The 11,416-nt window shown below is 45.3% G+C and carries 10 protein-coding genes and 1 other RNA gene; 10 read left to right on the top strand and 1 reads right to left on the bottom strand.

The features are described from left to right. Positions 1-309: 309 nt before the first annotated feature. Positions 310-718, top strand: an RNA gene (gene rnpB / locus NV381_RS27780) — RNase P RNA component class A. A gap of 79 nt (positions 719-797) precedes the next feature. Here rnpB and NV381_RS27775 read toward each other — a convergent pair. Beyond that, entirely contained in the window at positions 798-2,702 is a 1,905-nt protein-coding gene (locus NV381_RS27775; protein ID WP_258216552.1) for a S8 family peptidase, read from the bottom strand. A 202-nt stretch (positions 2,703-2,904) separates the two neighbouring features. Here NV381_RS27775 and NV381_RS27770 point away from each other — a divergent pair, with 202 nt between their 5' ends. From NV381_RS27770 to typA, 9 genes are all read left to right on the top strand, one after another. Next, positions 2,905-3,405: a YpuI family protein gene (locus tag NV381_RS27770; RefSeq protein WP_258216551.1), complete on the top strand. Its 501-nt coding sequence runs from the start codon at positions 2,905-2,907 to the stop codon at positions 3,403-3,405. Positions 3,406-3,509: 104 nt separating this feature from the next. Then, complete coding sequence (locus NV381_RS27765; RefSeq protein ID WP_258216550.1) at positions 3,510-4,646, top strand: glycoside hydrolase family 15 protein; 1,137 nt, start codon at positions 3,510-3,512, stop codon at positions 4,644-4,646. Between the two features lie 46 nt (positions 4,647-4,692). Beyond that, positions 4,693-4,896 carry a DUF1540 domain-containing protein gene (locus tag NV381_RS27760; RefSeq protein ID WP_258216549.1) on the top strand — a complete coding sequence of 68 codons (204 nt, stop codon included), beginning with the start codon at positions 4,693-4,695 and terminating at the stop codon, positions 4,894-4,896. Positions 4,897-4,919: 23 nt separating this feature from the next. After that, complete coding sequence (locus tag NV381_RS27755) at positions 4,920-5,330, top strand: hypothetical protein (RefSeq protein ID WP_258216548.1); 411 nt, start codon at positions 4,920-4,922, stop codon at positions 5,328-5,330. Positions 5,331-5,463: 133 nt separating this feature from the next. Next, positions 5,464-6,165: a lytic transglycosylase domain-containing protein gene (locus NV381_RS27750; protein WP_258216547.1), complete on the top strand. Its 702-nt coding sequence runs from the start codon at positions 5,464-5,466 to the stop codon at positions 6,163-6,165. An 81-nt stretch (positions 6,166-6,246) separates the two neighbouring features. Then, the gene (locus tag NV381_RS27745; RefSeq protein ID WP_258216546.1) at positions 6,247-7,416 is read left to right on the top strand and encodes a cysteine desulfurase family protein; all 1,170 of its coding nucleotides are present in this window, start codon (positions 6,247-6,249) and stop codon (positions 7,414-7,416) included. Between the two features lie 3 nt (positions 7,417-7,419). Next, positions 7,420-8,622 carry a tRNA uracil 4-sulfurtransferase ThiI gene (gene thiI, locus NV381_RS27740; RefSeq protein WP_258216545.1) on the top strand — a complete coding sequence of 401 codons (1,203 nt, stop codon included), beginning with the start codon at positions 7,420-7,422 and terminating at the stop codon, positions 8,620-8,622. Between the two features lie 71 nt (positions 8,623-8,693). Next, positions 8,694-9,362: a TerC family protein gene (locus tag NV381_RS27735; RefSeq protein WP_258216544.1), complete on the top strand. Its 669-nt coding sequence runs from the start codon at positions 8,694-8,696 to the stop codon at positions 9,360-9,362. A gap of 201 nt (positions 9,363-9,563) precedes the next feature. Next, positions 9,564-11,411, top strand: coding sequence for a translational GTPase TypA (gene typA, locus NV381_RS27730; RefSeq protein ID WP_258216543.1), 1,848 nt, complete (start codon positions 9,564-9,566; stop codon positions 11,409-11,411). The last annotated feature ends 5 nt before the right edge of the window (positions 11,412-11,416 follow it).

Here is an 11,416-nt window from a genome sequence, read left to right as displayed (position 1 = left end):
ATTTCCCCATGCGACTTCAACCTCCTGTGGTAGGGTAGGTATAGATTGAAGCTCTTTGTCAGGTGCTTCGTATCTTCGATAGTTGCTGGGGATTTCCCTTCTTTAGTGGATTATATTACACGCCAGACTTTATAAGTTTTCAGCGGAGCTGAAGAAGTCTGATATTGCAAGAAAAGTTACAACTTAGACACGAATGTCTCTTCCTCGAAGAGCTTCGATCAGAAGGTTTCTTATAAAATTGGGAGTATAGCATAGGTATTACAGTTGTTTTTTATTCCGTTTCGCTGTATACTAGCAAATGCACTCAGGAAAGCTTGACAGACAATCGCTGGTGAGAAATCACGAGAGGAAAGTCCGGGCTCCACAGGGCAATGATGCTGGATAACGTCCAGTCAGCGCGAGCTGAAGGCTAGTGCCACAGAAATGGACCGCCGATGGCGTGGGGTTAAACTCACGCACAGGTAAGGGTGGAACCGTGGTGTAAGAGACCACGAGGAGATATGGTGACATATGTCCTGGTAAACCCCATTTGGTGCAAGACCTAATGGAACGCACGTCTCCTTGGAGACAGTCTCTGCCCGGGACGCGTTCGGGTTGGTCGCTGGAGCCAAACGGCAACGTTTGGCCTAGATAGATGATTGTCGCTTCAATGGTGGGAGGGTGGTACCCGATACGACCACTGGAAGTACAGAACCCGGCTTATGCGCAAGCTTTCCTAACCAATGAAAAACCGCCCCTCAAAGGCGGTTTTTTTGCTGCGCGGATGTGTTATTAATTAAGCTGTTTGACCATGCTGCTTATTTTGAATATTTGTCATGAAATAAATCCAAAAACCTCTGGGTCCAAGAGGGATTATCCAGACTGACGTTTTCATGAGCTTTTGTTGTTTCATTCACTCCCTTGGCGCTTTTTAAAGCAGCCGCCACATCAATCAATCCGTAGCCGAAATAATTGTCTTTTCCTTTTGGGCCAACATCCTGAGCGGTGTCGCGCATGATTTGCATCACTTCTTGGTTTTTCAGCGCCGGATTGACAGAACGGATTAAAGCCGCTAAGGCAGTGACATGTGGACTGGCCATAGAAGTGCCTGACAAAGCTGCGTACTGATTATTAGGGTAGGTGCTCGCTATACTTACACCTGGTGCCGCAACATCAATGTAATCGCCATAATTGGAAAACGAGGCTTTGTTTTTATTTGCGTCTGCAGCGGCAACTGCGAACACCTCGGGATAAGCTGCCGGAAAACCGGGACGATCTGTATTATCGTTGCCGCTGGCAGCAATCAATACTACATCATGATCATAAGCATAGCGGATAGCATCATGAAGGAAATTGGCATCTGCATAGTTACCCAAGCTCATGTTGATTACTTTGGCCCCGTGATCTGTAGCCCATATAATTCCTTGCGCTACGGCGTATGTGCTTCCCGCGCCGGTTTGATCCAGCACCTTTATCGGCATCACCCTGTTATACCAGCTCATCCCGGCAACACCCAGGTTATTATTAACGATTGCACCGATAACTCCGGCTACGTGAGTCCCATGCCCGACATCATCCAGCGGAAGAGCTCCCGTGTTGACAACGTTGATTCCTTCTATGAGCTGATTTTTTAAGTCCGGATGATTCATATCAACCCCGGTATCAACTACAGCGACGATAACATCCTTTGAGCCCTTGCTTATATCCCACCCTAATTCGGTTTCGATTAGCGGCAAATTCCATTGATAGCGGCGGTACAATGAATCATTGGGTGTGATGGTTGAAGTATCTTGAACAGGTGTTACAGGTGACTCAGCAGAACCTGAAGGCACGGTAGTATTAGTTAAATATAAAAAATGCGGCTCCGCGTATTCGACATTCCATTTTTGAAAATAATTCATCAATTGTTTGGCTTCCATATGCTCGGACTCAAAAACATACGTATACCCAAGCTTGTGATGCGGTCGTGTCGTTCTGATTTCCGACTGGATCTGGGCAAGCTCAGCTGGTGTAGGCTCTTTTTTAAAGCGTACAACGACCTGATTGACCGTATAGTGGCTTGTACCTTCGTTTTGCTCGGGATGATCGACTTTTACATCCTCCAAAGTTCTCGAGTCTACGGACTCGACTTTATATTTGCCTTCATTAGGATAGGTAACGATACGCAAATTTTTTAATTGGTGATCTTCAACATGTTTGACTATACTTTGCTTAACTACACCAAGAAGTCCGGAGCCAGCTTGAGTCGATGGAACCCCGAGCACAAAATAGGTTTCTCCGTTACTTGATAGAGCAGGGGATTGATAACTGCTTCCGCGGTCGGTTGCAGCCTTCGCTTTTCTCAATTCAGGAACGGCTACAGTGCGGGTTTCATCGTTAAGCCCTCCTACACTGATTCCATGATCTACAGACTGCTCTGGAGTTACCCAGATTAGCTGCTCCATATGAGGATGCTCTTTTTGCAGCTCCTGCAAGCCTTTCAGCTTTTCAGCGGCAGACTCCCCATTTTTTTGCAGCAGCATTCTTTGGAGCTCCAGACTGCATTGGCTCCGGCATAAATCGGCGGTCAGCTGCATGTCTTGTTTAAGTGTGGCGTGCTTCATTTGCATTTCAGCTGTGGGTGATAAGGATAAACCTTCATATTGCGGTTCATTCCCGCCTCGGGGGAACAACAGTGTGCCTAAAGCAATAACGAAAACAAAGGTTAAAACATATTTCCACATTGAGCAAGCTCCTCTACTTTAGAAAATGAATAATGTTAGGGTCCCCGCCGCCTTTTTTTTTATCAGATCAGAATTTGTTAATTTTCAACGAATCTTTTCGTTATATATTGCGTATTACTTTTAGCCGCGTTTTGTGGTAGGATGGTAAGAGATTTGTATTTCCATAAAAATAGGCGTTGTTGATTATAGGAGGTCCTTAGACATGGCAGTGTTTAATGTGAAAAATGTATGTGAAACGACTAAAATTAAACTAAACGAAGCAATTGTGAAAATGGAAAAGTTTTTGAACGAGCATTCATTGCAACAGCTTAATTCTGAAGTTGATGCTGCAATGGAGGATTTCTACAAAGGTTATTTGTCCGATACGAGACACCTTCTGGTTTTCTCTGAGGTTGCATATGAAAAGCTTGGTGTTAGCCTGCGTCGTCCGACTTTTAATGTGGAATATGCGGAAAAGGTATTGTACGAGGTATATCATAGTTGCGTTAACAACTTCTTCTATCCGAAGAACGAGTGTTATTCAGAAGATGGCCGTTATGCTTACACAGGTCAAGATGCCATTCGTTTTCGTAAAAAGCCGGTGCGCGAAGCACGTGATTTGACTATTGAGCTTTCCAAAATTTTTGAAAATCTTCGTGAAGAGCTTGCTTATTATGAAACAGACTACATTACGCAAAAGCGTATGCAGGGCGAGCGTGTGTAATTTCCAATAAGTTATTGGCAAAAAAGAGATGCTTTGCGGCATCTCTTTTTGTTTAAATGGAGCTTGCGACGGAAGTTTTCTATGAAAAATCTAGGGGGCTGCGGATGAAGGGGAACTGCTCTTTTACAAGTCGGCAATTGGCATTGACAAGCAAGCAAATCATCAGGTTGAACCAGCATCCAAGCGGAGGTTACGCAGCGAGTCCATTATTTAGCCATTATACGTTCAGTTGGCTTCGTGACGGCAGCTTTATTGCTTATGCTATGGATGTAGCGGGAGAAACTGAAAGTGCAGAGCTTTATTATCAATGGGTGAATCAAGTTTTATCCCGACAACAAGGGCATGTGGACTATCTTCTGCAAAAACATGAGCGTGGTGAAACGATAGAGCAGCATGAATTTCTAAATACAAGATATCATTTGGACGGCCGTGATGATGATCATTCAGAATGGGGTCATTTTCAGCTGGATGGCTATGGAGCGTGGTTGTGGGGCTTGGCGGAGCACTGCACAAGATTGGGGCTAACTGTTATACCTGAGCGTTATCAGCAAAGTGTTGAATTAACAGTGCGGTATTTATGCGCTTTTTGGAGACAGCCTAATTTTGATTGCTGGGAAGAACGAAATGATCAGCTTCATCCTTCTACTCTTGCGTGTATCTATGGAGGTCTGTCGGCTATTCGGAATTTTACCGGGGATGCTGGGCTTGATGGGATTTGCGCTGATATTCGTCGTTTTATACTTGATCATGCGGTACATCCGGAAGCTGGGCATTTTGTTAAAAGTATACGGCCCACTTCAGACAACGATCGTTACGAACTTAGCTATGATGGGGTAGATGCAAGTCTGCTATGGTTATGTGAGCCATTTCATGTATTTGCTCCCGACCATCCAATCATGGCTGCAACTATTGCCAAAATTGAAGCCGACTTAAAGACGGCTCACGGAGGCATTCGACGTTATTGTACAGACGAGTATTATGGGGGCGGAGAATGGATTCTGTTGACTGCATGGTATGGTTGGGTTTGCCATCATGCGGGCAAGGACACGGAGGCAGGACAAGCACTACAGTGGATTATCGATCAATCGGATGAGCTCGGAAGGCTGCCTGAGCAGGTGCCCCACGCTCTGACTGAGCTGCACACTTACGAACAATGGGTAGAAAGATGGGGGACTCCTGCAATGCCATTATTATGGTCTCATGCCATGTACCTTGTCCTTAATTCCCAGCTGAACGGATAGCATAGTGAGCTTCATTACCGCGCAAATTAAGTTAGGGGTGATGAAGATGCCAGACGTAAAATGCAGTGTAGCCAATTGCGAATATTGGTCAAAGGGAAATAACTGTTCGGCCACATCTATTGCAATTGATGTGGATCAACACGCAAATGCTGATTTTGGTTCAGAATTTGCAGAGGATTTTAACGGCCATAAGGATGCAGCGTCAAGTGCAGGCAATACTTGCTGTCATACGTTTAAACTTAAGAAGTAACTCTGTAGCGGGAGGCTTTACCCATGAATGAACAGAATCGCATACAGCCAGGGGAGCATCCAAAGGATTCATATCATTTTTCAAAAGAGCAGCTTTCTAAAGAAACAGGACATGACAGTACAGAAGAATATGCGGCCGAACTAGCCGTGCCTTATGCTGAGCCTATGCAAGCTCCGATTGAAAGCAGAAGACCCGTTCAATTGTCGGCAGCAGAGGATGGGCGAACACAATCGCATGGCAAATGGCTCGGGTATACAGCTTTAGTACTTGGAATCTTGTCCATGTTTGTTTTCCCGACACTGCTTGGATCTATTGCTGCGCTGTCGGGTGTTATCACCTATGTTCAAGGTAATCGCGCATTGGGCATATGGTCGGTTATTCTTGGACTTATTTCATTAGTAGGGTATTTTCTTCTTGTTCCGTTATATGCTTAGTTTGTATGCAAAAAGCAAGCCCTCGGGCTTGCTTTTTGCCATGTCAGGAAAACACTGCTAAAAAAAACTGGCTGACAAACCCAAAACAGTGTACAATAATGGTGAAACTGTGAACAGGGAGAGTCTGTATTCCATGAACATTGATCCAAGAACCATTAAGGAATTGCTGCAGCTGCAAATGTTAAATAAGATGGATTCTATTCTTGGAGGATCATCCGCAGGCAGTGAGGCAAACAAATCAGATTTTTCGGACCTATTTAATAATATATTAGGACAAGCTGCAGGTGGCAAATCAACGTTGGACGGCACTTTACAGAAGTCCGTCGGGAAAGCCTCATTGAAGCCATTGAGTATGAATGCGGCATTTTCTTTTTCCACGCCTAATCGTTTAAACAGTGAATTGAATAGATCAATGAGGGCATCCGAGCTCGATCCTCTTATTGTGGATGCCAGCCGGCGCAATGGCGTAGAGCCAAGTCTTGTGAAAGCCGTTATCCACGCGGAATCGTCCTTTAACTCTCAAGCGGTTTCGAAGGCTGGAGCCAAGGGGCTGATGCAGCTGATGGATGAAACAGGCCAAGGGCTGGGTGTTACCAATCCGTTCGATCCGACACAAAATGTTCGCGGTGGAACGAAGTATTTATCCAGTTTACTTCAGAAATACAAGGGAAATGAAGGGGTTGCATTAGCAGCTTACAATGCAGGCTCTGGAAGAATGGCTCGGTTGGGCATTACTAACGATAATGAATTAATGGAAAAGATGCATCTGTTGCCGAAGGAAACACAGGATTATGTAAGTAAAGTGTTGAGGCTTCAGCGTGAGTACCAAGCTTAAGCCCATTTAAATAAACAAGACCTGCAATGAGCCTCTGTACTATGGAGCTTAGCCGGGTCTTGTTTTTGTGAGGAGAATGTTATGTTATATTTGGATTACGCAGCTACGACACCTCCCTATGATGAAGTAGTGGATACGATGGCCGAAGTGATGAAGAAACATTTTGGGAACCCATCCTCCCTTCATAAGTTGGGTGTTGAGGGTGAACAGCTCGTTAGTCAATCAAGGGCTGTCATTGCCAAATGTATGCAGTGCCGTCCAGATGAAATTATATTTACATCCGGTGGGACAGAAAGCAATAATCTGGCTATTCAGGGAACCGTTCACCGGTTTCGTCACAGAGGGAATCATATTATTACTACAGCTGTAGAACATGCTTCTGTCTATGATACCTTTAAAGCCTTGGAGAGCCAGGGATACCGGGTCACCTACTTGCCGGTGGACGCTACCGGTGCAGTAAAGCTCGATGAAATGGAGCTAGCATTGGCAGAGGATACGATTCTGATTAGCGTCATGGCGGTTAATAATGTAACAGGCCGTATTCAGCCTATCGAACAGATCGCGGGCATGCTGAAGCGGCTTCAATCCAAGGCATTGTTTCATGTAGATGCTGTACAAGCAGCCTGTAAGCTGCCTCTAAATCTTGCCGAGCCAAGGATTGATCTGATGTCCTTCTCCGCACATAAGGTGCGCGGGCCGAAGGGGATCGGATTTCTGTATTGCAGGCAGGGGCTGGAGCTGCAGCCCCTTCTGTGGGGCGGGGGGCAGGAAAATGGTGTACGTTCAGGAACGGAGAACGTTCCGGCAATCGTCGGCATGGCCAAGGCGATACGAATGGCTACAGACCATCAGGAGCGGTTTCAAGAACATACAGCGCACCTGCGTCAACGTTTTATTGCAGGGATTAGGGAAATCCCGGAGCTGCTTCTGAATGCGTCCGTTCATTCTTCGGATATGGCATCGTATATTATGAACTTTTCGTTTCCAGGCTTGAGGCCTGAAGTACTGCTTCATTCTTTGGAGCAGCACGGCATTTATGTATCCTCCGGGTCTGCATGTTCTTCGGGGGCCACCAAGCCGAGCCGTGTGTTAAAAGCTATGGGCTATGATGATGCCCGAGCAGCTGCCGGAATCCGTATAAGCTATTCTCTTGAGCATACCTTGGAGGAAGCGGATTATTTTTGCCGAATATTAAAACAAGTTGTGGATCAATTGAAACAAACATCGACATCGCAGCGAAGACGGAGGTAACGAATGAAACCAGATTTGGTTGTTCTCCGATTAGGAGAGCTTGTATTGAAAGGTAAAAACCGTCACAGGTTTGAAAAAGCCGTGTACGACCAAGTGAGAAGAGTTCTGCAGCCCTTCCCCGGGCTAACCTTTAACCGTGAGTTCGGCAGAGTTTACATACACATGAACGGAGAGTCCTTCCCATTACTTGCCGCAAGGTTAGAGAAAGTACTTGGGCTAGGATCGTTCAGTCCAGTATATACGACTTCGTTACAGCTGGAAGCGGTTCAGGCGACGGCCTTGGTCGCTATGCAAGCAATTGGTACGGTACCGGCAACGTTTAAAGTGACCGTTCGCAGGGTTAATAAAAGCTTTCCTTATGACTCTCAAGAAATGAACAATCTCGTTGGAGGCTATGTCCTTCATGCTACTCCCGGGTTGAAGGTAGATGTAAATAAGCCAGAGGTTGAGCTGAAGGTCGAGCTTCGCGAAGAACAAGCGTTGATCTATTCTCAAGTTTTTGAAGGGGCTGGAGGCTTCCCATTAGGAACCAATGGGAAGGCGATGCTCATGCTGTCAGGCGGCATCGACAGTCCGGCTGCGGGCTTCCTGGCGCTTCGCCAGGGGCTTAAGCTTGATGCAGTGCATTTTCACAGCTATCCCTATACCAGCGAGAAATCACAGCAAAAGGTGAAGGATCTCGTTAGCAAGCTGACTGAATATGCAGGGGACATTAGGCTTCACCTAGTTCCCTTTACGAGTGTGCAGACCAAGGTGCATTCAGCCTACAATCAAAATTTGCTGATCACCATTTTGCGCCGCGCAATGTTTCGAATTACTGAGAAGCTTGCTGATAATTATAGTGCTTCCGCTATCGTTACCGGTGAAAGCTTGGGACAGGTGGCGAGCCAAACACTTGGAAGCATGAATGTCATTGGGCGGGCTGTCGGGCTTCCGGTTATTCAACCGCTGATTTGTATGGAAAAACAGCAAATTATAACGATTGCTGAGAAGATCGATACATTTGCCATATCCATCCTGCCGCATGAGGACTGCTGTACGTTGTTTCTGCCTCCTTCTCCAAGCACGAATCCTAATCTGCGTGTTGTTGAGAGCATTGAAAGAAAGATGGACTGGCTTGAAACGGAATTGGATGAAGCGGTTAAACAAACGGAAACGATTTGGATTCAAGCAGAGGGGAAATCATCATTCGCTTCATTCTTTTAGAATAAAAATTCATAACCTTCTGTTAAGTCGGAAAAGCTTAATGAGAAGATAAAAGTGGGGGTTTATAAAAGATGTGGGATTGGTTTCTATTGTTTTTGCAGATTATGCTAATTAATATTGTGCTCAGTGGAGACAATGCCGTAGTTATTGCACTTGCAAGTAAAAATCTGCCTATCGAGCAGCGTAAGAAAGCTATATGGTGGGGAGCTTTCGGTGCAATAGCTTTACGTCTAATATTGACGGTGATCGCTGTCTATATTTTAACCGTTCCTTATATTCAAGCTGCCGGCTCCATATTGTTGATCTGGATTGCTATTAAATTATTGATTGACGATGATGGACATGCTAATGTCAAGGAAGCCACTACTTTAGGCAAGGCGGTCTGGACGATTATTGTTGCAGATTTTGTAATGAGTCTGGATAATGTGCTGGCCATCGCCGCCAAAGCCGAAAATGACTTGACTGTAATTATTTTGGGTATAGGCTTGAGTGTTCCGATTATTGTTTGGGGAAGTACATTGGTTATGAATCTTCTTACAAAATATCCTATTCTTGTGTTTTTAGGAGCAGGTATCCTTGGTTATACTGCCGGCGAAATGTTCGTAAAGGACGAAACGGTATCTCATCTCATCCTGGGTAACACACCGCATTGGATCGTACCTGTAGTTTGTACAATTGTCGTTATTGGTGCTGGATTATTGAAAAAAATGGCAGGCGGACCGAAGCCAAAGCATTCCTGAATTGTCAACTGCTTGTTAAAAGGATGTAAATGGATCGTTAAACTTGTTGTATTATCTTGCGTTTTCTGCAAAATTCGCGTATACTAAGCGTAAATGTCAAGCGTCGGCGCTTATGTCCGGCGCTTGTTTTATGAACGGACCCCGGATTTCTCCCTGACTGGAGTATGCCGGAGAGTCTAATAAGGAGAGGTAAGGGAAAACATGCATTCAAGAGATAAGATACGTAACATTGCAATTATTGCTCACGTCGATCACGGAAAAACAACATTGGTGGATAAATTGCTTCAACAGTCTGGAACATTTCGCGAGCACGAAGCTGTACAAGAACGCGCAATGGACTCCAACGATTTGGAACGGGAACGCGGTATTACCATTCTGGCTAAAAATACGGCGATCAATTATAAAGACTACTTGATCAACATTGTGGATACTCCTGGACATGCCGATTTTGGTGGAGAAGTAGAACGTATTATGAAAATGGTTGACGGCGTTCTATTGGTCGTTGACGCATTTGAAGGCACAATGCCGCAAACGAAGTTTGTATTGCGTAAAGCATTGGAGCAGAACTTGACCCCAATCGTCGTTGTTAATAAAATTGACCGTCCCAATGCACGTCCATCCGAGGTTGTGGATGAAGTGCTTGATCTCTTTATCGAGTTAGGCGCCAATGATGAGCAGCTTGAATTCCCTGTTGTTTACGCCTCTGCTTTGATGGGCACATCCAGCATGGAATCTGAGCCTGAGAAACAGGATCCTAACATGCAGGCGATTTATGAAACGGTTGTATCACATATTCCTAGTCCTACAGAAAGCATCACAGAGCCGCTTCAATTCCTGGTAACTTTGATGGACTACAATGAATACTTGGGCCGTATTGCGATTGGACGCGTGAACCGTGGCGTTGTTAAGCAAGGTCAACCGATTGCTGTTATTAACCGCGATGGCGTTGTTAAACAAGCTCGTATTGAGAAGCTGTTCGGCTTCGTAGGCTTGAAACGTATCGAAATCGAAGAAGCCGGCGCTGGCGACATCGTAGCTATCTCAGGAATTAAAGATATCAACATTGGTGAAACAATGGCTGATCCTGCAAATCCTGAAGCATTACCGGTATTGAAAATTGACGAGCCTACCTTGCAAATGACTTTCGTTGTCAATAACAGTCCTTTCGCAGGACGCGAAGGAAAATGGGTTACATCTCGTAAGCTTCGCGAGCGTCTATTCAAAGAGCTGGAGACGGATGTAAGCTTACGTGTTGATGAAACGGACAGCCCGGATGCATTCATCGTTTCCGGACGTGGTGAGCTTCACCTAGGTATTCTAATCGAGAATATGCGTCGTGAAGGTTTCGAGCTTCAGGTTTCCAAACCGGAGGTTATCATTAAGCTGATTGACGGTCAAAAAATGGAGCCTTTAGAGCGCCTGATTATTGACTTGCCTGAAGAGAGCATGGGATCCGTTATGGAGAGCCTTGGAACGCGTAAAGCGGAAATGGTTAACATGATCAATAACGGCAGCGGTAATGTTCGTTTAGAGTTCCTGATTCCAGCCCGCGGCTTGATTGGTTACAGAACTTATTTCTTGACTTTGACACGTGGTTATGGAGTAATGAACCATGCGTTTGACAGCTACGGAGCTTATTATGGCGCTGGAGTTGGTGGACGTCATGAAGGCGTACTGGTTTCAAGCGAAACAGGTACCTCTACTCTATACGGAATTTTGTCTGTTGAGGATCGTGGAATTTTGTTCCTTGAGCCAGGCGCAGAGGTTTACGAAGGAATGATCGTTGGAGAGCATACTCGCGATAACGACATCATCGTTAACATCTGTAAAGAAAAGCAATTGAATAACATCCGTTCAGCAGGTAAAGACGATACAGTCAAAATGAAAACTCCTCGCTTGTATTCATTGGAGCAGGCGCTTGAGTATTTGAATGATGATGAATATTGTGAAATTACGCCGAAGTCGATTCGTTTGCGTAAAAAGATTCTTAACAAAAGCGAGCGCGAGCGTGCGGAAAAAAATCGCAAAATGGCAGCGTCGAACGTATAATGATA

The sequence above is a fragment of the Paenibacillus radicis (ex Xue et al. 2023) genome (assembly GCF_024722015.1).
Lineage (GTDB): Bacteria > Bacillota > Bacilli > Paenibacillales > NBRC-103111 > Paenibacillus_S.
The sequence above is the reverse complement of the archived record's forward strand: the minus strand, read 5'-3'. Positions and strand labels throughout refer to the sequence as shown.

What these genes read in the sequence shown, in the direction of transcription:
- NV381_RS27775 (WP_258216552.1), bottom strand. Translation starts at nt 2,702, where the DNA reads ATGTGGAAATATGTTTTAACCTTTGTTTTCGTTATTGCTTTAGGCACA.
- NV381_RS27770 (WP_258216551.1), top strand. Translation starts at nt 2,905, where the DNA reads ATGGCAGTGTTTAATGTGAAAAATGTATGTGAAACGACTAAAATTAAA.
- NV381_RS27765 (WP_258216550.1), top strand. Translation starts at nt 3,510, where the DNA reads ATGAAGGGGAACTGCTCTTTTACAAGTCGGCAATTGGCATTGACAAGC.
- NV381_RS27760 (WP_258216549.1), top strand. Translation starts at nt 4,693, where the DNA reads ATGCCAGACGTAAAATGCAGTGTAGCCAATTGCGAATATTGGTCAAAG.
- NV381_RS27755 (WP_258216548.1), top strand. Translation starts at nt 4,920, where the DNA reads ATGAATGAACAGAATCGCATACAGCCAGGGGAGCATCCAAAGGATTCA.
- NV381_RS27750 (WP_258216547.1), top strand. Translation starts at nt 5,464, where the DNA reads ATGAACATTGATCCAAGAACCATTAAGGAATTGCTGCAGCTGCAAATG.
- NV381_RS27745 (WP_258216546.1), top strand. Translation starts at nt 6,247, where the DNA reads ATGTTATATTTGGATTACGCAGCTACGACACCTCCCTATGATGAAGTA.
- thiI (WP_258216545.1), top strand. Translation starts at nt 7,420, where the DNA reads ATGAAACCAGATTTGGTTGTTCTCCGATTAGGAGAGCTTGTATTGAAA.
- NV381_RS27735 (WP_258216544.1), top strand. Translation starts at nt 8,694, where the DNA reads ATGTGGGATTGGTTTCTATTGTTTTTGCAGATTATGCTAATTAATATT.
- typA (WP_258216543.1), top strand. Translation starts at nt 9,564, where the DNA reads ATGCATTCAAGAGATAAGATACGTAACATTGCAATTATTGCTCACGTC.